The sequence below is a fragment of the Pseudomonas sp. BN515 genome (assembly GCF_029873155.1).
GTDB lineage: Bacteria > Pseudomonadota > Gammaproteobacteria > Pseudomonadales > Pseudomonadaceae > Metapseudomonas.
Map to the genome: position 1 here is coordinate 3,391 of NZ_SSOH01000083.1, position 20,697 is coordinate 24,087.

Genomic DNA, 20,697 nt, shown 5'->3' on the forward strand with positions numbered 1-20,697 from the left:
CCTCTTGCTTGGGCGCAGCTTAACGCCCTATCGGGGTGTCCAGAATCATTAGGCCACTTCAGAGGGAGAGGGGGTTGTACGTGCCTGTGTTCAGTCTGAGCACAGTCCTGTGGGGGCGATTTCAATCGCTACGCAGGGCGCAGCCCTGCTTTGTAGGAGCGAATTTATTCGCGAGATGGCGGGGCACCGTGCAAGCCTTTAACTGCCCTCACCCCAGCCCTCTCCCAGAGGGAGAGGGGGTTGTCCGTGCCTGTGTTCTGTCTGGGCACAGTCCTGTAGGGGCGATTTCAATCGCCAAGCAGGACACAGTCCTGCCCTTCCTTGTGAAAGCCAGCGCGCAGCCCTCACCTACCCCGCTGCATCCAGGCCGCGCCAAGGCCACTCAGGCAGATGATGGCGATGCCGGCCAGGCTGGTGGCGTCCGGTGTGTGGGAGAAGATCAGGAAACCCAGCAGGCCGGCGAACACGATCTGGCAGTAGCCAAAGGGCGCCAGCAGGGCCGGAGCCGCCAGTCGAAAGGCCTGGGTCAGCAGCAGGTGGGCGGTCATCCCCGCCCCGCCCAGGGCCAGCATCAGCAGGCCGTGGCCCAGGTTCGGCACCTGCCAGAAGAACGGCACCAGGGCGCTCATCGCCAGGGTATTGCACAGGCCGGCGAAGAAGTTGCTGGTGGTGGGGCTGTCATGGGCCGCGACCTTGCGTGTGAGCAGTTGGTAGAAGCAGAAACCCAAGGCCGAACCGAAGGGAAAAAGGATGGCCGGGGTAAACAGGTCGCCGCCGGGATGGACGACCACCAGCACGCCGACGAACCCCATCACCACCGCCGCCCACTGTCCCCTGGTGACCTTTTCCTTGAGCAGCGGTACCGACAGCGCCGTCACCAGGACCGGAGCGAGGAAGTTGACCGCCGTGGCCTCCGCCAGCGGAATGTATTGCAGGCCGGCAGTGAACAGCAGGCTGGTGCTGAGCAGGCTCAAGGCCCGCAGCACCTGGAGCAACGGACACCTGGTGCGCAATACGCGCAGACCCGCCTGGGGCAGGAATATCCCGGCCATCAGCAGGGTGTGCACCAGGTACCGGGCCCACACCACCATCACCACCGGATAGAGGCCGCCGAGGAACTTGGACAGGGCGTCATGCCCGGCGAAAAGGAAGGTGGCCAACAGCACAAGCAGGATGCCCCGCAGCGGTTGGTTGGTACCGGACAGCGGAGTACTGGCGCTCATGGGGTGCTCGAAAAAAGAACGCGGCCCAGCCGGCCGCGCGAAGGGTGAAATCTCAGAGGCGCTGGAGCAGTGCCTGCGTCTTGTCCATGGCCATTTGCGCGCGTGTCCGGGCACTGACGCCCTGCTCCATCAGCTGGCGCGTGGGGATTTCCAGGCTCAGGGGAATGTTCGCCGGCAGCGCGCGCAGCAGGCCGATCAGGTCGCTGTCGCCATCGCCTGGGAAGCGCCGTTCATTGCGTGCCTGACGCAGAATTTCCTCCATGTCGTCCGGACGCGGCCCGGCCACATCGCAGAGCTGGACGTAACGAAGACGGGCCGGCGCGACCCGCGCCAGGTCGCCCAGGCACGACGCCGAACGGTTGAAGTGGAAAGCATCCACCAGCACGCCGCCGTTCTTCCGCCCCGCGTTCTCCACGATGCGTACCGCCTGGGTGAGATTGCGGGCGTCGGTCCAGGGCATGAATTCCAGGCTCGGATGAATCCCGAATTGCGCGGCGAGGTCGCAGAAGGCGGCGAAATTGTCGGTCAGGCGCGCCTCGTCAGCGTCGTTGCCGGCCACCAGCACCTCAGTGGCACCAAACTCGGCACCAGCCGCGAGGATTGGCTCGAAGTCGGGCACCTGGGTTTCCGCCTTCAGCCGCAGGATCTCGATATCCAGCACCTGTACGCCGGTATCGCGCAGGCGCCCAAGGGTCTGGCGACGAAGCCCGGCGTCGGCCACCAGCGGGAAGTGATGCTCTTCAGGGGTAGCCGGCACCAGGCGCAACCCGACGTGGCTATAGCCGGTGCTCGCGGCCACTTCCACCATTTCTGGCGGCGAGAGTTCGAGGACAGTCAGAGCGGCGAGGGAGAAAACGCGTTCAGTCATGATCTTCTCGGAATCCAGTTCCACAATTGGATTCGCGATATTTAGAACTCAGTTCCAAATAATCTCAAGAAGAAAATTCGACCGACTGACGAAAGCGGGATTCACGAAGATTTGGAGGGGGCGCAGAGACTTGTAGAGATTTCAATCGCCAAGCAGCCCGCAGGGTTGCCCTAAGGACCGACATGGGGCCGCTGCGCGGCCCTTTGGCGAATGAATTCGCCCCTACAGGTAGTTCCCGAGTGGGGGGAATACGATCAGACGAAGAACTCGGACGCCTGGCTGGCTGCCGAGAGTTCCGCCACGGCTTCCAGCAGGAGCGGCGCCAATTCATGCATGCGCTCCACCGGCAGGCGCGCGGTCGGGCCGGCGACGCTGAGTACACCGATGGCCTTGTCGGTACGCGGATCGCGCACCACCGCAGCCAGGGCTGACATGCCCACCGACGAGCTTTCCACCACCCAGGCGTAACCATGCTCGCGAGCCACACGCAGGCGTTCCAGCAGTTCGATGTTGGAGCGCGGCGCGTTGGGTCCGAAGCTGGCCGGGTCGCCCACTCCCTGGCGCTCCACCAGACCCAGCGCCTCGGCGTCGCTCAGGCTGGCCAGCCAGGCATGGCCGGAGGCTGTGTAGAACAGCGGCGCATCGCGCCCCATATCAGGGTCGTAGCGCAGGCCGGAACGCGCGCCCTGGGATTTGACGATCCAGGTCAGGCGATCCCCTTCGATCACCCCCAGGCGAACCAGCTCGCCGGTCTCCCCGGCCAGGCGATCGAGGATCGGCTGGACGATGTCGGCACCGCTGCTGGCCAGGTAGCGGAACGCCATGGCCACCAGCCGGGTGGACAACTGGTAGCGGCTGTTCTCCTGGTTCTGGCGCACGTAACCCAGGCGAATCAGCTCGGCCAGCATGCGGTGGGTAGCGCTCTTGGGGATGTTCAGCTCATCGGCCAGGGTCTGCATGGGCAGGCCACGCGGGTCGGTGGTGAGGCGTTCGAGCAGGTTGAAGGCGCGTTCGATCTGGCTACCGGCCATGGGGGATAGGTCCTCCTGAGTGTGCGCCGATTCTAGAAGACAACACCCGTCTTAAGAAACCTGGAACTGCGACAGCCCATTCATGCAGATCGGCGCGATAAATGTACGGAATGGTTAGTTTTAGTTCGATAATCGAACAAAAGCGCTTCCGGCGGATTGAACGCGGGACCTGCGGATTTCACTATCGGTTCCAGGCGCGAGGCGTTGCCGCAACCAGCCTGCGATCCCCGCAACGCCTCGCCTTTTACCGACATAAATACAAGAAAGGTCGAAACGATGTTCCAGCCCCGCACCTCCGATGCCTTGCCGCCCATACCCGGGCCATTCTTCGATTGCGCGTCGCCGTTCGCCTCCATTGCCCTGGTCCAACTGGCCAGCGGCGAGCATCTGGGCAACCGGCTGCAACGCGGTCTCGCCCGTTTGATCGAGCGCCGCAAAGTCCGCTGACGCCCCCATAGCTCCAACCCCCATCTGCATTCGCGCAACCGCCGCGAAGGGGCTTTTGCGCACCCGAAAACAACAATCAAAGAGGCAAGAACGAGCATGAATTCCAGCCGCCGCCAGCTCCAAACCTTTGTCCCGTGCATCCTCTCCGCCGCCGTCGCCCTGGCCGCCCTGCCCGCCCAGGCCGCCGACGAGCACGGCTTCGTCGAAGACGCCACCGCCACGCTGAACCTGCGCAACTTCTACATCAATCGCAACTTCGTGAACCCGACCAACCCGCAAGGCAAGGCCGAGGAATGGACCCAGAACTTCATCCTCGATGCCCGCTCGGGCTTCACCGAAGGCCCTGTAGGCTTTGGCGTCGACATGCTCGGCCTGCTGTCGGTCAAGCTCGACGGCGGCAAGGGCACCAAGGGCACCCAGCTGCTGCCGGTGCATGACGATGGCCGCCCGGCCGACGACTTCGGCCGCCTGGCCGTGGCCGGAAAGATGCGCGTATCGAAGACCGAACTGAAAGTGGGCGAGTGGATGCCGGTGTTGCCGATCCTACGTTCCGATGACGGCCGCTCCCTGCCGCAGACCTTCCAGGGCGGCCAGGTGACCTCCCAGGAGATCGACGGCCTGACCCTCTACGGCGGCCAGTTCCGCCAGAACAGCCCGCGCAACGACGCGAGCATGGAAGACATGTCCATGAACGGCAAAGCGGCCTTCACTTCGGACCGCTTCAACTTCGCCGGCGGCGAATACGCCTTCAACGAGAAGCGCACCCTGGTTGGCCTGTGGTACGCCGAGCTGGAAGACATCTACCAGCAGCAATACCTGCAGGTGGTGCATAGCCAGCCCGTGGGCGACTGGACCCTGGGCGCCAACCTCGGCTACTTCACCGGCAAGGAAGACGGCTCGGCGCTGGCCGGCGACCTGGACAACCAGACCTGGTCCGCCCTGCTGTCGGCCAAGTACGGCGGCAACACCTTCTACGTCGGCCTGCAGAAAGTCACCGGCGACGACGCCTGGATGCGCGTCAACGGCACCAGCGGCGGCACCCTGGCCAACGACAGCTACAACTCCAGCTTCGACAACGCCGACGAGAAGTCCTGGCAGGTCCGCCACGACTACAACTTCGCCGCCCTCGGCGTTCCCGGCCTGACCCTGATGAACCGCTACATCAGCGGCGAGGACGCCCACGTAGGCAGCGTGACCGACGGCAAGGAATGGATCCGCGAAACCGAACTGGCCTATGTGGTCCAGTCCGGCACCTTCAAGGCACTCAACGTGAAGTGGCGCAATTCGAGCATCCGCCGCGACTACAGCAACAACGAATTCGACGAAAACCGTCTGATCATCAGCTATCCGCTGTCGATCCTCTGATCCTTTGGCAAGCGTGCTTTGACTACCTTGGCCCGCCTTCTGGCGGGCTTTTTTCTGGCTGGGCAAAACCTCTCTAACGGCACGCCCGATTTCCGTTCGCTGACCGGCCACTTGCGTCCCCCTGCCCTTGGTCGCGGCGAACAGCGCTCATAAAATACGGAACATGGTTCCAGTATTTAAGGATTCCCCGATATGCCTGCCGAACACCCAACACCGAACCACCTCGACTGCGACCTTCTGGTCATCGGCTCCGGCGCTGCGGGCCTGGCTGCGGCGGTCACTGCGGCCCACCATGGACAGAAGGTGATTCTGGTCGAGAAGGAGCCGGTCTTCGGCGGCGCTACCGCCTGGTCCGGTGGCTGGATGTGGGTGCCGCGCAACCCGCTGGCCCGGCGCGCCGGAATCATTGAGGACATCCAGCAACCGCGCACCTACCTGCGCAACGAACTGGGCGAGCACTTCCGCCCGGAACTGGTGGATGCCTTCCTCGAAGCCTGCCCGGAGATGGTGGCGTTCTTCGAGCAGCACACCGCCCTGCAATTCGTCGACGGCAATGGCATCCCCGATATGCATGGCGACACACCCGGCGCGGCTACCGGCGGCCACCAGGTGATCGCGGCGCCCTATGACGCCCGTGAGGTGGGCGACCTGCTGCCGCGTCTGCGCAAGACCATGCGCGAAACCTCCTTCATGGGCATGCCGATCATGGCCGGTGCCGATCTGGCTGCCTTCCTCGGTATGACCCGCTCGCTGAAGGCGTTCGCCTACGTGACCCGGCGCTTCCTCACCCACCTTTACCACCTGGTTCGCTACGGCCGCGCCATGCACCTGGTGAACGGCGTGGCGCTGGTGGCGCGCCTGGCCAAATCGGCCAATGACCTGGGCGTCCAATTGCTGGAATCGGCACCGGCCCGCCGATTGCTGATTGAAGAAGGCACCGTTCGCGGCGCGGTGGTCGAACGGGACGGCCACGAAGTTGCCATCCACGCCAAGGCGGTGGTGCTGGCAGCCGGAGGCTTTCCCAACGATCCGGTGCGGCGCAAGGCACTGTTCCCTCGCGATGCCAGCGGCCACGACAACCTCGCCCTGCCCCCAGCCTCCTGCTCCGGCGACGGCCTGCGCCTGGGCGAATCCGCCGGCGGCGTTGTAGCCAACGACCTGCGTTCCCCGGTGGCCTGGGCACCGGTTTCCAAGGTGCCCTACCCCAACGGCACCTTCGGCCACTTCCCCCACATCATCGATCGCGGCAAGCCCGGCATCATCGGCGTCCTGCAGAATGGCCGGCGCTTCGTCAATGAAGCCGGTGGCTACTACGACTACGTCGACGCCATGAACCGGGCCGTGCCGGAAGGCGAGGAAAGCTGTTCCTGGCTGGTCTGCGATCACCGATTCCAGCGCCGTTATGGCCTGGGCTTCGCCCGCCCCGCTCCCGTACCGCTGTGGCCGCACCTGCGTAATGGCTACCTCAAGCGCGGCAGGACCCTGGTCGAACTGGCGCACGCCTGCGGCATCGACCCGGCGGGCCTGACCACCACTGTCGCCGAGTTCAACCACCATGCCCGCCGGGGCCAGGACCCAGAGTTCGGCCGGGGCAGTACCCCGTTCAACCGCCGCAACGGTGACGCCCTGCACGACGGCCCCAATCCCTGCGTGGCCCCCATCGAACAGGGCCCCTTCTATGCCGTGAAAGTACAACCGGGTTGTTTCGGCACCTTCGCCGGCCTGCGCACCGACGGCCAGGCACGGGTACTGGACGAGCACGCCCAACCGATTCCCGGGCTCTATGCCGCTGGCACCGACATGGCCAGCGTGCTGGGCGGCCATTACCCGTCCGGCGGGATCAACCTGGGACCAGCCATGACCTTCGGCTACATCGCCGGCCGCCATGCGGCCGGCACCACCCTTGATGCATAAGGAGCAGCACATGCGGAATCTCACCACCCACCATGGACTCGACATGCCCCAGCTCGGTCTCGGCACCTGGCCGATGAAGGGCGAGGAATGCACGCTCGCCGTGCGCCAGGCACTGGAACTGGGCTATCGCCACATCGACACAGCACCGGCCTACGAAAACGAAGCAGCCGTGGGCGAGGCGTTGCGCCAGAGCGACGTGCCCCGCGAAACCATCCACCTGACCACCAAGGTCTGGTGGGACAAGCTGCAACCGGCCGCCATGCGCCAGTCCCTGGAAGACAGCCTGCGTGCCCTGGGCACCGAGCAGGTAGACCTGTTCATGATCCACTGGCCGTCCAAGGACTGGGATCTGCCGCGCAGCATCGAAACCCTGGTGGCCCTGCGCGATGAAGGCAAGGCGCGCTGCATCGGTGTCGCCAATTTCCCCCTGGGCCTGCTGCGACAGGTAGTGGATGACCTTGGCGCGCCGCTGTCCACTATCCAGGTCGAGTACCACGTGCTGTTGGATCAGCGTGGTCTGCTCGATTACGCCCGCAGCAAAGGCCTGGCGCTGACCGCCTACACCCCGCTGGCTCGCGGCCAGGCGGCGGAGCAGGCGGCGATTCGGCACATTGCCGAGAAGCACGGCGCCCTGCCGAGCCAGGTTGCCCTGAAGTGGCTGCTGGACCAGGACGGCATCGCCGCTATCCCGAAGGCTTCCAGTCGGGAGAATCAACAGGCCAACCTGGATGCGCTCAAGCTGAAACTGGATGACGAAGACCGCGCCCTGATCGCCGCGCTGCCGAAGGACCGCCGAGTGGTCAGCCCGGAGTTTGCGCCGGTGTGGGATGCTTGATGCCGGGCAATGTGGGAGCGGTTTCAACCGCGATGCAGTCCAAGGGCCCGCCGCCATTTCGCGAATGAATTCGCTCCCACAATGCCCCCACACAAGCTCCGATCCGCAGCCCTGCCTGTAGGGGCGATTTCAATCGCCAAGCGGGCCGAAGGTCCGCCTCCGGCTTCCAAAGGGGCAACTGCGTTGCCCTTGGCGAATGAATTCGCCCCTACAAAGGAACGACCGGTGCCTATTTGTGGGAGTGGTCTCAACCGCGATGCAGGCCCGAGGCCAACTTGTAGGAGCGAGCTTGCTCGCGAATGGTCCAGGCACGTTGTTTCGCGAGCAAGCTCGCTCCTACATGAATCTCGTGCTACCGATCAAAGCCCTTAACAAAAAACGCCGCCCGGATGCGTGGTCCGGGCGGCGTTCGGGTCTTGCGGCGGATCAGCCTTGCAGCGATTCCACCCCAAGCTCGTCCCACACGGCTTCGGCCAGGTGGAAGGTGGCGTTGGCCGCGGGGATGCCGCAGTAGATCGCGCTCTGCATGATCACTTCCTTGATCTCGTCGCGCGTCACGCCGTTGTTCTTCGCGGCACGCAGGTGCAGCTTCAGCTCGCCCTCGCGGTTCATGCCGATGAGCATGGCGATGGTGACCAGGCTGCGGGTGTGGCGCGGCAGGCCCGGGCGGGTCCAGATGTCACCCCAGGCGTGGCGGGTGATCATTTCCTGGAACTCTTCGTTGAACGGCGTCAGGTTCTGCAGACTGCGGTCCACATGGGCGTCGCCCAGCACCGCGCGGCGCACTTTCATGCCGGCTTCGTAGCGTTCTTTCTCGTCCATCAATACGTCCTCGAATGGGGATCGTAGGAGCGAGCTCTGCTCGCGAACCGCTTCGCGAGCAAGCTCGCTCCTACATCAATAGTCAGGCAGTGAGGAACGCCAGCACGCGCTGGCTGAAGGCATCGCCAGCCTGCACGTTGGACAGGTGCGCAGCATGGAACTCCATCAGTTCGGCACCGGCGATGCGCTCCTGCATGAAGCGGCCGTGTTCGGTGGTGGTCACTGGGTCGCCGCTGCCGCAGACGATCAGGGTCGGGGCGCTGATGCGGCCCAGCTGCTCTCGGTAATCGGCGTCACGCACGGCGGCGCAGTTGGCGGCGTACCCCTCGGGCGAGGTCTGCGCCAGCATGCCGACGATGGGCTCGACCTTGGCCGGTTGGGCTTCGGCGAAATCCGGGGTGAACCAGCGGGAAATCGAGGCATCGCGCAGGTCGCGCATGGCCTGGGCGCCGCCGGACAGCACGGTGTCGATGCGCGGGTTCCAGACTTCGGGGGCGCCGATTTTGGCGGCGGTGTTGCACAGCACCAGGCGCTCGATGCGCGCGGGGGCGTTGATGGCCAGCCACTGGCCGATCAGACCGCCCATGGACAGGCCGCAGAAGTACGCCTTCTCGATGTCCAGGGCATCCAGCAGGGCCAGCACGTCACCGCCCAGTTGCTCGATGCTGTAGGGACCTTCGCTGACCAGGGATTTGCCGTGGCCACGGGTGTCGTAGCGCAGCACCTGGAAGTGCTGGATGAAAGCCGGGATCTGCGCATCCCACATGTGCAGGTCGGTGCCCAGGGAGTTGGACAGCACCAGCACCGGCTTACCGGTCGGGCCTTCGAGGAGGTAGTTCAGGTCGCCATCGGCGAGTCGTACGGCAGGCATGGAAAACTCCTAGCGCGAAAATGCGTTGTGTTCGGCCAGTGCACGGTCCACCCAGCGGCGGGCCTGGCCAAGGTAATGGGCCGGATCGAGCAGGCGGTCCAGCTCGGCGGCGGAAAGTTGTGCGCTGACGTCGGCATTGGCACCGAGCACGGCACGAAGGTGAGCGCGCTCCTTCACCGCCTGGCGGCAGCACTGCTCCACCAGGTGATGGGCGGCGTCGCGGCCGATGCGCTGGGCGAGCGCAATGCTCACCGCCTCGGCCAGCACCAGGCCCTGGGTCAGGTCGAGGTTGCGGCGCATGCGTGCTGCATCCACTTCAAGACCGGGCACCACCAACAGCGCCTGCTGCAGGGCACCGGATACCAGGCAGCAAAGCTCCGGCAGGGTTTCCCATTCGGCGTGCCACAGGCCAAGGCTGCGCTCGTGCTCCTGGGGCATGGCGGCGAACATGGTGGAAACCAGGCCCGGCGCTCGGGTAGCGGCACCGATCAGTACGGCGGCGCTCACCGGATTGCGCTTGTGCGGCATGGTGGAAGAACCACCTTTACCTGGCGCGGAGGGTTCGAAGACTTCGCCCGCTTCGGTTTGCATCAGCAGGCTCAGGTCCCGCCCCAGTTTGCCGAGACTGCCGGCGATCAGGCCGAGCAGGCTGGCGAATTCCACCAGGCGGTCGCGCTGGGTGTGCCAGGGCTGGTCCGGCAGGTTGAGGTCCAGTTCGCGGGCCAGGGCCTCGGCCACCGGCCAGGCCTGATCGCCCAAGGCGGCCAGGCTGCCGGACGCGCCGCCGAATTGCAGGCAGAACAGGCGCGGCTTGAGTTCGGCCAGGCGCTGGCGATGACGGGTGACGGCGCCCAGCACTCCAGCGAGTTTCATGCCGAGGGTGACGGGCGTGGCCTGTTGCAGCCAGGTACGGCCAGCCAGCGGTGTATCGGCAAAGCGCTCGGCCTGGACCGCCAGGGCTTCGGCCAGGCCGGCCAGGTCCTGCTCCAGCAGTTCGGTGGCGGCACGCAGTTGCAGCACCAGGCCGCTGTCCATGGCGTCCTGGCTGGTGGCGCCCAAGTGCACGTAGCGTTCGGCTTCGCTGCTCTGGGCGGCGACGCGCTTGCCCAGAGCCTTCACCAGCGGAATGGCAGAGTTGCCGGCGCTGGTGATGGCCTGGGCCAGGGCGGCAAAGTCGTAGAGTTCGGCATTGCAGGCCGCCTCGATGGAAGCGACGGAATCAGCGGGGATCAGCCCCACGCTCGCTTCAGCGCGGGCCAGTGCCGCTTCGAAATCCAGCATGCCCTGCACCCGGCCCTGGTCGGAGAACACCGAACGCATGGCAGGCGCCGTGAAGTAGGCATCGAAGAGTTGGTTGCTCGGGCTGTTCAAGCCAGTGCTCCGGAAAATCAGGATGGTGTTTCGTTTTATAGCAGCCGGCCGTGTGGGGCCAGCTTTTACGCGGCGCGATCGGTGCGCACAGCGCACCCTACGTAGGGTGTGCCGTGCGCACCAAGAGCTGTCAGACCCGCTCGATGGCCAGGGCCAGACCTTGGCCCACGCCGACGCACATGGTCGCGAGGCCGAGCTTGCCGCCGGATTTCTCCAGCTGGTGCAGGGCGGTCTGGACCAGGCGCGCGCCGCTGGCACCCAGCGGATGGCCAAGGGCGATGGCGCCGCCGTTGGGGTTGACCTTGTCGCTGTCGTCGGCGATGCCGAGTTCACGCATTACGGCCAGGCCCTGTGCGGCGAAGGCTTCGTTCAGTTCGATCACGTCGAAGTCGCCTATGGCCAGGTTCAGGCGTTCCATCAGCTTGCGCACCGCCGGCACCGGGCCGATGCCCATCACGCGCGGGGCAACGCCAGCGCTGGCCATGCCGAGCACTTTCGCGCGCGGGGTCAGGCCGTGCTTCTTCACCGCTTCGGCGGATGCCAGGATCAGCGCCACGGCACCGTCGTTCACGCCAGAAGCGTTGCCGGCGGTGACGGTCTTGCCTTCACCGTTGACCGGCTTCAGCTTGGCCAGGGCTTCGAGGGTGGTGTCCGGACGCAGGTGCTCGTCCTGGTCGACCACGGTCTCGCTCTTCTTGCCCTTGATCACCACCGGCACGATTTCCTCGGCGAAGAAACCTTCAGCCTGGGCACGACCGGCGCGCTGTTGGCTACGGACAGAGAACAGGTCCTGGTCTTCGCGGGAAACCTTGTAGTCGTCGGCCACGTTGTCCGCGGTCTGCGGCATGGCGTCGACGCCGTACTGGGCCTTCATCAGCGGGTTGATGAAGCGCCAGCCGATGGTGGTGTCTTCGATCTTCTGGGTGCGGCCGAAAGCGCTGTCGGCCTTGCCCATCACATAGGGCGCGCGAGACATGGATTCCACGCCGCCGGCAATCGCCAGTTCCATTTCGCCCGAGGCGATGGCGCGGAAGGCGGTACCCACCGCATCCATGCCCGAAGCGCACAGACGGTTCAGGGTCACGCCCGGAATGCTGTCCGGCAAGCCGGCCAGCAGCAGCGCCATGCGTGCGACGTTGCGGTTGTCTTCGCCGGCCTGGTTGGCACAGCCGAGGAACACTTCATCCAGTTGGTCCCATTTGACCTGCGGATTGCGCTCCACCAGCGCCTTGATCGGGATGGCGGCCAGGTCGTCGGCACGAACCGGTGCCAGCGAACCGCCGAAGCGGCCGATGGGCGTGCGGATGGCGTCGCAGATGTAGACCTCGCGGCTCATTCCTCACCCCCTTGCTGGCCGTGGGCGGCGGCGGTGCGGGCTTCGAGGGCGCGCAGGGCGGTCAGCTCGGTCTCGTTCGGAGCCTGGGTCTCGCTCACGTTCGGCGCGAAGCGGATTGCCCAGCCGGTGTTCTCGATCACCTGCTCGCGGGTCACGCCCGGGTGCAGCGAGGTCACGATGAATTCGTTGGTACCGGCTTCCGGTTCCATGATGCAGAGGTCGGTGATCAGCGCCACCGGGCCTTTGCCAGGCAGGCCCAGCTGCTTGCGATGGTCACCGCCCTCGCCATGACCGACGGAGGTGATGAAGGCCAGCTTGTCGACGAAGGTGCGATGGGACTGCTTGAGGATGATCAGCACTTCCTTGGCGGAACCGGCGATCTCCGGGGCACCGCCCGCGCCCGGCAGGCGCACTTTCGGACTGTTGTAGTCGCCGATCACGGTGGTGTTGATGTTGCCGAAGCGGTCCACCTGGGCGGCACCGAGGAAGCCGACGTCGATGCGACCACCTTGCAGCCAGTAGCGGAAGATTTCGCCGGTGGGCACTACGGTGTCCGCGGTTTCGGCCAGTTCGCCGTCGCCAATGGACAGCGGCAGCACGCTCGGCTTGGCGCCGATGGGGCCGGATTCATAGATCAGCACCACGTCCGGGGACGAGGTCAGGCGCGCCAGGTTGGCGGCCTTGGACGGCAGGCCGATGCCGACGAAGCAGACGGCACCATTCTTCAGGCGGCGGGCAGCCGCCACGGTCATCATTTCATTGGTGCTGTATTCAGGGGTGAATTGAGCGCTCATCACTTGGCCTCCGCAATCTTGGCTTGGAACTCGGCGAAATCCTTGGTGCCACGGATGTACTCATCGATCCAGGCAGTGAAGGTTTCGCGGTTGCGGGCGATCGGGTCCCAGGCCTGGTAGAAGCGGTTGTCGCGCTCGTAGTAGCCGTGAGCGTAGGACGGATGGGCGCCACCGGGAACGTGGCAAACAGCGGTCAGGGCCCAGGTGGGCAGGACGCAGGCGTTCATCGGCGCGTTCAGGTCGTCGACGATTTCTTCGACGGTGACGATGCAACGCTTGGCCGCCAGGGCCGCTTCCTTCTGCACACCGAGGATGCCCCAGAGCAGCACGTTGCCCTTGCGGTCGGCCTTCTGGGCGTGGATCACAGTGACGTCCGGGCGAACCGACGGCACGGCCGCCAGTTGCTCACCGGTGAACGGGCACTGGATGAACTTGATGTTCGGGTTGACCTTCGGCAGGTCGGAACCGGCGTAGGCGCGCAGCACGGCGAACGGCAGGCCGGATGCGCCAGCTACATAGGAGTTGGCCAGGTCGGCATGGCTGTGCTCGTCGATTTCCAGGGCGTTCGGCCACTGCTTCTCGACCGCGTCACGCAGGCGGTGCAGCGAGCCAACGCCGGGGTTGCCGCCCCAGGAGAAGGTCAGCTTGCGAGTGCAGCCGGCGCCGATCAGCAGGTCATAGACCAGGTCGGGGGTCATGCGTACCACGTGCAGGTCTTTCTTGCCCTGGCGGATGATTTCGTGGGAAGCGGCAGTGGGAATCAGGTGGGTGAAGCCCTCGAGGGCTACTTTGTCGCCGTCGTTGATGAAACGCTCGACGGCTTCGCGGAGGGAAATGATTTCAGCCATGGTCGATCTCGTGTTGTTATCCAGGGCGTTTGGGGCGCCGGGTGAGCAAAAAGTACTCCCCGGCCCCACCCTGGACAATCCGATAATCGACTATTCGTGCGGTTATCGAACGGATGTGTATGTTGCTACCGAATCCGTTCCGGGCCGCCGGGCCTCAACCGTCGAAGGCTTTCTTCAAGGCCGCGATATCCAGCTTCTTCATCTGCATCATGGCTGCAAAGGCCCGCTGGGAACGCTCCGAAAGCGAGTCCTCGAGCATTTCCAGCATGGCGATGGGCACCACCTGCCACGACAGGCCGTAGCGGTCCTTGAGCCAGCCGCACTGCTGGGCATTCGGGTCGCCGCCGGCGGAAAGCCGGTCCCAGTAGTAGTCCAGCTCTTCCTGGTCGTCACAGTGGATCTGGAAAGACAGTGCCTCGTTGAACTTAAAGACCGGCCCGCCATTGAGGGCGGTGAAGCGCTGGCCGTCCAGCTCGAAGTCCACGGTGAGTACCGACCCCGGCTGCCTGCCGTGGACGTCCCTGCCCGCCTCACCATAGCGACTCATGGTGGTGATCTTCGAATTGGGGAAGATGCCGACGTAGAAGTTGGCAGCAGCCTCTGCCTGGTCGTCGAACCATAGACACGGGACGATGGTATGAATCCGCTTGCTCATGGCGCATCTCCTGGTGGGTGGGATGACGATAGATGATCCTCCCCTGGTCGTTTGGCGCCCCGACAAATCGACATCACTCGATGAATTCCTGTAGGAGCCAGCTTGCTGGCGAAGCGATGCCGTTCAATGGCAAGCCAGCTCCTACAGATGCATCTCCTCAACCAGCACCTTCACCAGCTCCGCTGCGGGCATCTCCCGCGCCAGGGGAGCGCCCTGTCCCGCCCATTGCACGGCGAAGTCGTTGCAGCCCTTGGCGCTGGCGGCGGCGTGAAGGGCCTTGGCGGCATCGTAGGTATTCGGGTAGTCCGGCAGGGCCGGGGCATCGGCGGTGTCGACATCAGTCCAGAGGCGGTTGACCATGCCACGGGCGGCACGGCCGGAAATGGCGGCGGTGATGCGCGTCTGGTGGGCGCGCTCGCCTTTCAGGGCCGTGCGATAGGCGGCATTGGCGGCCGATTCCGGGCAGGGCACGAAGGCGGTGCCCAGTTGCGCGCCCTGGGCACCGAGCGCCAGCGCGGCACGGATGCCCTGCCCGTCCATGATGCCGCCGGCAGCGATCACCGGCACGCGGCAGTTGCGGGCAATCAGTCTCACCAGCGCCAGGGTGCCAATGCCGGCGTCACCCTTTTCGGGCTCGAACACGCCACGATGGCCGCCGGCCTCGATGCCCTGGGCCACGATGACGTCGACACCCGCGGCCTCCACCAGACGAGCCTCTTCCAGGCTCGTGGCGCTGGCCAGCAGGCGAATGCCAGCCGCCTTGAGCGCATCGATCCAGTCGCGGGACGGCAGGCCGAAATGGAAGCTGACCACGGCCGGACGCTCGTCCAGCAGCATCTGCACCATCTCCGGGTCGGCGAGGAAGCTCTTGTAGATCTCGCGAATGCTGGCTGGCGGCTCGGCGTCGAACTCGGCGAACAATGGCCGCAGGTGCTCCAGCCACGCGGCCTCGCGCTGGGCGTCAGCCACAGCTGGGCGATGGCAGAACAGATTGACGTTGAAGGGGCGGCTGGTCAGGGCACGGGTTTCCGCGAGCATGGCGCGGGCCTGGGCCGGCGTGCTGGCACCGATGCCGATGGAGCCCAGGGCGCCGGCATTGGACACGGCAGCCGCGAGGGCCGGGGTGGAAACACCCACCATCGGGGCCTGGATGATGGGGTATTCGATACCGAGCAGTTGGGTGATGGACATGACGCCGCAACTCCGTTGTACGTGAAATCCTGGCCAATCTATCTCAAATAAAGAATAATTTTAAGCATTCATTCTCTACTAGAGATTATTAGCCATGGATCTATCCAGCCTGGAGATATTCCGCGCCGTGGCCCTGGAGCACAGCGTGACCCGCGCGGCCCAGCGCCTGCAGCGGGCGCAGTCCAACGTCACCACGCGGATTCGCCAGCTTGAGGAAGAACTGGGCACGCCCCTCTTCCTCCGTGAGGGCAAGCGCATGACCCTGACCGATCGCGGCCAGGCCTTTCTCGACTACAGCGAGCGCCTGTTGGCCCTGGCAGACGAAGCGCGCCAGGCCATGCACCCGCAACAACCCGGCGGGCGCCTGCGCCTGGGCAGCATGGAAAGCACTGCCGCCAGTCGCCTGCCCGGCCCACTGTCGCGCTTCCACGCCCAGTACCCGGAGGTGGAACTGGAAGTGAGCACCGGCACCAGCCAGGCGCTGCTGGAAGGCGTGCTCGCCCGCCGTCTCGATTGCGCCCTGGTGGCCTGGCCAGAGGGCAAGGGGCCATGGCACGAGGAAGTCTCTTCCCTTGGACTGGAAGCCCTGCCGGTATTCGAGGAGGAGCTGCTGCTGGTACTGCCTACGGGTCACCCGCCCGTGGAAAACCCAGCCGATGTCCAGGTGAACGGCCTGGCAGGTTTTGCCGAGGGCTGCACCTACCGGCAGATCGCCGAAAACTGGTTGTCCGCCGATGGGCGCCCACTGCCGAAGGTGCAGCAGGTGGGCTCCTACCACGCCATCCTCGCCTGCGTGGCGGCCGGCTCCAGTGTCGGCATCCTGCCGCGCTCGGTGCTGGAGTTGCAGCGCGAGCCATCTCGCCTGGGCCAATTGCCGCTGATGCAGGTCCCTACCCTGCTGGTCTGGCGCCAAGACTATGCAACCGCCTCCTTCGAAGCGTTCCGCGAGGCACTGCGCAGCATCGACTGACACTCGACGGCGCGGTCACCCGGCCTGCCACTCAACCGGCTCACCGCTGTTGGCCCAACCCTCGTGACGTGGCAAGCCATCTTCCGGCAGGGTCAGCAGAGGGTGCTTGGAGCGCACGAACACATAGCGATCCGGCTTGCCGCCGACATCGCACTCGCGGTCCAGGGTCGGGACATGCACCAGTTCGAAATCAGGGAAGCTGTCGACGTGCAGGTACATGTGGCAACCGCATTCGGAGCAGAAATGGCGGTGGCAGGTGGACTTGGAATGGAAGCACTTGAGCTTGCCGGCATTGGCGGTGACCTTGAAAGCGCTTCGGTCCACCACCGCGATGATCGCCATGGCGCCGCCGCAGGTATCGGTGCAATCGGTGCACAGGCAGTAATGCACTTCCGCAGGTAGGGCGCTGTATTCGTAGCGCACCGGGTTGTCATCGCACCGGCAGCCGCCGACCGCCTTGAATGACTCGGTCATGACCGTTCTCCCATCGAAGTTGAACCTGACGCCCGCGCCGGAGCGTGCCGGCGTGCACCGGCAAGGACCTGGTTCGTGGATGTACGAAGAACGCCGGGAAACCGCCCCGGAGCGGGCAAATGCCCGCGCAGGTACGGATCAGGTGGGCCTCACCGCTGCATTGTTCAGATTAGTTCAGAGCCTGCCGTGCAGTGCCTTCTCGAAGATGCGGCTGTAGGTCTGCGCGTCGTACGGCACCGGGTTGGTGCCCGCGGAGGGATCGACTTCCGCCATCCGCCCGACCTGTTCGATACGCGCGTCATCGATGCCAATGTCCGCGAGGCTATGGGGAATGTCCAGCTCGCTGCGCAGGTTCACCACCCAGTCGAGGACACCGGCGAAGCCCGCCTTGGGCAGACCGAGGTAGCGGGAAAGGCGAGCCATGGGGCCTTCGATATGGGCGCGGTTGGCCTGCAGCACGTAAGGCATCAGCACGGCATTCAGCAGGCCGTGGTGGGCGTCGTAGAGCGCGCCGAGGGGATGGGCCAGCGCATGCATGGCGCCGAGGCCGCGCTGGAATGCGGTGGCGCCCATGCTGGAGGCCACCAGCATCTGCAGCCGGGCCTCAACGTCGCTGCCTTTGGCGGTGGCCCGTGGCAGGTAGTCCTTGACCAGGCGCATGCCCTCCAGGGCGATGCCTTCGGCCATCGGGTGGTAGAGCGGTGAGCAGTAGGCTTCCAGGCTGTGGGACAGCGCGTCCATGCCGGTGGCAGCAGTGATTTTCGGCGGCAGTCCGACGGTGAGTTCCGGGTCGAGGATGACGATGGCCGGCAGCATGCGGGCATGGAAGATGATGCGCTTGATGTGTGCCTGGTCGTCGGTGATGACCGCCGCACGTCCCACTTCGGAACCGGTGCCCGCAGTGGTGGGCACGGCGACCACCGGCGCCATGCCGGCCACGTTGACCCGCGAGGCGTTGTCACCGACATCTTCGAAGTCCCACAGCGGACGGTCCTGCCCCACCATCAGCGCGATGGCTTTGCCGGCGTCCAGCGCCGAGCCGCCGCCGTAGGCGATCACGCCGTCGTGCCCGCCGGCCTTGAAGGCGGCCACGCCATCCATCACGTTCGGCCCAGTGGGGTTGCCCTTGATCTGGTGGAAGAGCCCGGCCTTGAGCCCCGAGTCGCGGCATTGGCGCAGGGCCGCGTCGATCATCGGCATCGTGGCAAGGCCGGGGTCGGTGACCAGCAGCGGTGCGCGCATGCCCAGTTCGCGACACGCCGCGTTCAGCTCGGCGATGCGCCCGACGCCAACGCGCACTGAAGTCGGGTAGTTCCAGTTCATGCGGAAGTGGCTCAGGTCCATGGCACGCCTCACAGGCTGGTCTTGAAGTGGAAGGACTTGGGCCGGGTCAGGTGCTCGTAGCCCACCCGCGACAGGGTGCAGCCCCGCCCGGATTGCTTGACGCCGGTCCAGGCCAGTGCCGGGTCCAGGTAGTCGCAGCGGTTGAGAAACACGGTACCCGCCTCAACCCGGTCGGCCAGCGCCAGGGCAGCGGTTTCATCCTGGCTGAAGATGGCGGCGGTCAACCCGTAGGGACTGTCGTTCATCAACGCCAGCGCCTCCTCGTCGTCGCGAACCTTCTGGATGCCCACCACCGGGCCGAAGGATTCCTCGTTCATCACCCGCATGCCGTGATGGACGCCGGTCAGCACCTGCGGCGCCAGGTAGGCGCTGCCAGGCACGTCGCGCACAAAGGCAGCCGGGTCCAGATGGGCCTTGGCGCCCTGCCCCACGGCTTCGCGGATCTGCGCCCGAACGAACTCCGCCGCTTCCGCCCGGACCAGCGGCCCCAAGGTGGTTTCCGGATCATCGGAACGCCCGAGTCGGTACTGGCCCACCAGCGCCACGGCCTGCTCGACGAAGTCATCGAAGAGATCGGCATGCACGTAGATGCGTTCGATACCGCAGCAGGACTGGCCGGAATTGAAGAACGCGCCGTCGATGGCGGTCTCCACCGCGTGAGCGAGGTTGGCATCCGCCCGCACGTAGGCCGGGTCCTTGCCGCCCAGCTCCAGCCCGGTGCTGATGAAGCGTCCGGCAGCCGCGCGTTCGACCATGGCACCACCCGCCACCGAGCCGGTGAAGGCGACATGACGAACCGGCTCGGCCTGGATCAGTTGCTCGGTGTCGCCGTGGGTCAGGTGCAGGTACTGCAGCACGCCGGCCGGCAGGCCCGCATCGACGAAAGCTTCGACCATGCGTTCGGCGCAGAGCGGCGTCTGGGCCGAATGCTTGAGCAGCACGCAGTTGCCCGCCAGCAGCGCCGGCACCACGGCGTTCACCGCGGTCAGGTAGGGGTAGTTCCAGGGCGCGATCACCAGCGCCAGACCCAGCGGCTCGCGGCGGATCAGCCGGGTGAAGCCGGGTTTGTCCGGCAGGCGGATGTCGGCCAGGGCGTCTTCGGCAATGTCAGCCATCCAGTTGGCGCGTTCGACGAAGCCGCGAATCTCACCGGGTGCATAGCGGATTGGCCGGCCCATCATCCAGCAGAGTTCTTCCGCCAGTTGCGCCTCGCGGGCGGCGAAGGCGGCAATCGCGCGTCGGGTGATGGCCACACGCTCGGCAACCGGCACGACCTTCCACATCCCGCGCGCGGCCTCGGCTCGCTCCAGCGCGGCGGCGACCTCCGCGTGCGAGGCCCAGGGCCGCTCGACGTAGACCGAGCCATCGATGGGTGAAAAGGTCTGCAACAGCTTGCTCATGGAGCGATCCCCCTGGATTGCCTGCCTTGTTTCAGCCTAGCCAACGCGTCTACTGGCCGAAGACTTCCTTGAACAGCGCCTGCATGTCGGCCCAGGAGTTCTCATCGGCCACCTTGCTGTAGCCGAGGTCCGGCCCCTTCTCGCTGCCGTGGCCGGCATGGCTCAGGCGATCGGCGTCCGGGTTGCTGAAGCTGTGCTTGGCCTTGGGCTGGATCACGACCCGGTAATCCGCCTGGGCGGCGTCGAACTCGTCCTTGAAGGTGTTGACCGACGCCATGGGTACCAGGGTGTCCTTCTCGCCATGCTCCACCAGCACCTTGGCCTTGACCGCGCCCGGCTTGGCCGCCGATGTAGCGGCCAGCACACCGTGGAAGCTGACGACCGCGGCCAGGGGCACGCCTTCACGGGCCATGTCGAGCACCACCTTGCCGCCGAAGCAGTAGCCGATGGCGGCGAGCTTGTTGGGGTCGGTCTGGGGCTGGGCCTTCAGCAGATCGAGGCCGGCGAGAAAGCGCGCCTTGGCCGCCGGCGCACTGGCCAGCGCGGCCTGCATGAACGCCTGGGCATCGGCCGGGTGCTCGGTGTTCTTGCCATCGCCGTACATGTCGATGGCCAGGGCGCTGTAGCCAAGGGCGGCGAGATCGCGGGCGCGGCGCTTGCTGTAGTCGTTGAGCCCCCACCACTCGTGGACCACTACCACGCCCGGACGCTTGCCAGTGATGGCGTCGTCGTAGGCGTAGTAACCGATCAGCGACGTGCCGTCCGGGGCTTTGTAGGGGATTTCACTGGTCTTGATTTCAGCCTGGGCGAGGCTGGTGCCGAGGAGCAGCGCCAGCAACAGGGCGATTCTGGACATGCAGCTTTCCTCCAACCGGAAGTGAGAAGAACGACTGCAACCAGTGTCGCGCGTTTGCCGGATTTCGCCAGCAATCCCGGGA

20 protein-coding genes are annotated in these 20,697 nt (G+C 65.5%); 5 read left to right on the forward strand and 15 right to left on the reverse strand.

Going from position 1 to position 20,697, the window contains the following annotated elements:
* Positions 1-344: 344 nt before the first annotated feature.
* From E8E91_RS23075 to E8E91_RS23085, 3 genes are all read right to left on the reverse strand, one after another.
* Positions 345-1,223, reverse strand: coding sequence for a DMT family transporter (locus E8E91_RS23075; RefSeq protein WP_280379115.1), 879 nt, complete (start codon positions 1,221-1,223; stop codon positions 345-347).
* Between the two features lie 52 nt (positions 1,224-1,275).
* The gene (locus E8E91_RS23080) at positions 1,276-2,091 is read right to left on the reverse strand and encodes a sugar phosphate isomerase/epimerase (protein ID WP_280379117.1); all 816 of its coding nucleotides are present in this window, start codon (positions 2,089-2,091) and stop codon (positions 1,276-1,278) included.
* A 254-nt stretch (positions 2,092-2,345) separates the two neighbouring features.
* Positions 2,346-3,122 (reverse strand): IclR family transcriptional regulator, encoded by a 777-nt coding sequence (locus tag E8E91_RS23085; protein WP_280379119.1) that lies wholly within the window; start codon positions 3,120-3,122, stop codon positions 2,346-2,348.
* 276 nt (positions 3,123-3,398) lie between these two features.
* Here E8E91_RS23085 and E8E91_RS23090 point away from each other — a divergent pair, with 276 nt between their 5' ends.
* The 4 genes from E8E91_RS23090 (at position 3,399) to E8E91_RS23105 (ending at position 7,683) form a co-directional block, all read left to right on the forward strand.
* Positions 3,399-3,569, forward strand: coding sequence for a hypothetical protein (locus E8E91_RS23090; protein WP_280379121.1), 171 nt, complete (start codon positions 3,399-3,401; stop codon positions 3,567-3,569).
* Between the two features lie 96 nt (positions 3,570-3,665).
* Entirely contained in the window at positions 3,666-4,934 is a 1,269-nt protein-coding gene (locus E8E91_RS23095; RefSeq protein WP_280379122.1) for an OprD family porin, read from the forward strand.
* Between the two features lie 192 nt (positions 4,935-5,126).
* A complete protein-coding gene (locus E8E91_RS23100; protein ID WP_280379124.1) occupies positions 5,127-6,848 on the forward strand; it encodes an FAD-dependent oxidoreductase in 1,722 nt (573 codons plus the stop codon).
* Between the two features lie 10 nt (positions 6,849-6,858).
* Complete coding sequence (locus E8E91_RS23105; RefSeq protein ID WP_280379126.1) at positions 6,859-7,683, forward strand: aldo/keto reductase; 825 nt, start codon at positions 6,859-6,861, stop codon at positions 7,681-7,683.
* 426 nt (positions 7,684-8,109) lie between these two features.
* Here E8E91_RS23105 and pcaC read toward each other — a convergent pair whose 3' ends face one another.
* The 8 genes from pcaC to E8E91_RS23145 form a co-directional block, all read right to left on the reverse strand.
* Positions 8,110-8,505 (reverse strand): 4-carboxymuconolactone decarboxylase, encoded by a 396-nt coding sequence (pcaC, locus tag E8E91_RS23110; RefSeq protein ID WP_028628006.1) that lies wholly within the window; start codon positions 8,503-8,505, stop codon positions 8,110-8,112.
* An 82-nt stretch (positions 8,506-8,587) separates the two neighbouring features.
* Entirely contained in the window at positions 8,588-9,376 is a 789-nt protein-coding gene (gene pcaD / locus E8E91_RS23115) for a 3-oxoadipate enol-lactonase (protein WP_280379128.1), read from the reverse strand.
* Positions 9,377-9,385: 9 nt separating this feature from the next.
* The gene (locus E8E91_RS23120; protein ID WP_280379130.1) at positions 9,386-10,747 is read right to left on the reverse strand and encodes a 3-carboxy-cis,cis-muconate cycloisomerase; all 1,362 of its coding nucleotides are present in this window, start codon (positions 10,745-10,747) and stop codon (positions 9,386-9,388) included.
* Positions 10,748-10,877: 130 nt separating this feature from the next.
* The gene (gene pcaF, locus E8E91_RS23125) at positions 10,878-12,083 is read right to left on the reverse strand and encodes a 3-oxoadipyl-CoA thiolase (RefSeq protein WP_271471243.1); all 1,206 of its coding nucleotides are present in this window, start codon (positions 12,081-12,083) and stop codon (positions 10,878-10,880) included.
* Complete coding sequence (locus E8E91_RS23130) at positions 12,080-12,877, reverse strand: CoA-transferase subunit beta (protein WP_280379131.1); 798 nt, start codon at positions 12,875-12,877, stop codon at positions 12,080-12,082. Before E8E91_RS23130 ends, pcaF begins: the two co-directional genes overlap by 4 nt.
* On the reverse strand, positions 12,877-13,725 hold the full coding sequence (locus E8E91_RS23135) for a CoA transferase subunit A (RefSeq protein WP_190833547.1): 849 nt from the start codon (positions 13,723-13,725) through the stop codon (positions 12,877-12,879). Before E8E91_RS23135 ends, E8E91_RS23130 begins: the two co-directional genes overlap by 1 nt.
* Before the next feature lie 154 nt (positions 13,726-13,879).
* Positions 13,880-14,380: a VOC family protein gene (locus E8E91_RS23140; RefSeq protein ID WP_280379134.1), complete on the reverse strand. Its 501-nt coding sequence runs from the start codon at positions 14,378-14,380 to the stop codon at positions 13,880-13,882.
* 141 nt (positions 14,381-14,521) lie between these two features.
* Positions 14,522-15,571 (reverse strand): nitronate monooxygenase, encoded by a 1,050-nt coding sequence (locus E8E91_RS23145; RefSeq protein WP_280379136.1) that lies wholly within the window; start codon positions 15,569-15,571, stop codon positions 14,522-14,524.
* 94 nt (positions 15,572-15,665) lie between these two features.
* Here E8E91_RS23145 and E8E91_RS23150 point away from each other — a divergent pair, with 94 nt between their 5' ends.
* Positions 15,666-16,541 (forward strand): LysR family transcriptional regulator, encoded by an 876-nt coding sequence (locus E8E91_RS23150; protein ID WP_280379138.1) that lies wholly within the window; start codon positions 15,666-15,668, stop codon positions 16,539-16,541.
* A 15-nt stretch (positions 16,542-16,556) separates the two neighbouring features.
* Here the strand turns inward: E8E91_RS23150 and E8E91_RS23155 are convergent, their stop codons facing one another.
* The 4 genes from E8E91_RS23155 to E8E91_RS23170 form a co-directional block, all read right to left on the reverse strand.
* Positions 16,557-17,015 (reverse strand): GFA family protein, encoded by a 459-nt coding sequence (locus tag E8E91_RS23155; RefSeq protein ID WP_280379140.1) that lies wholly within the window; start codon positions 17,013-17,015, stop codon positions 16,557-16,559.
* A gap of 174 nt (positions 17,016-17,189) precedes the next feature.
* Positions 17,190-18,359 carry an iron-containing alcohol dehydrogenase gene (locus E8E91_RS23160; RefSeq protein WP_280379141.1) on the reverse strand — a complete coding sequence of 390 codons (1,170 nt, stop codon included), beginning with the start codon at positions 18,357-18,359 and terminating at the stop codon, positions 17,190-17,192.
* A gap of 8 nt (positions 18,360-18,367) precedes the next feature.
* On the reverse strand, positions 18,368-19,759 hold the full coding sequence (locus tag E8E91_RS23165) for an aldehyde dehydrogenase family protein (protein ID WP_280379143.1): 1,392 nt from the start codon (positions 19,757-19,759) through the stop codon (positions 18,368-18,370).
* Between the two features lie 49 nt (positions 19,760-19,808).
* Positions 19,809-20,615, reverse strand: a complete 807-nt coding sequence (locus E8E91_RS23170) for a dienelactone hydrolase family protein (RefSeq protein ID WP_280379146.1) — start codon at positions 20,613-20,615, stop codon at positions 19,809-19,811.
* Positions 20,616-20,697: the final 82 nt, after the last annotated feature.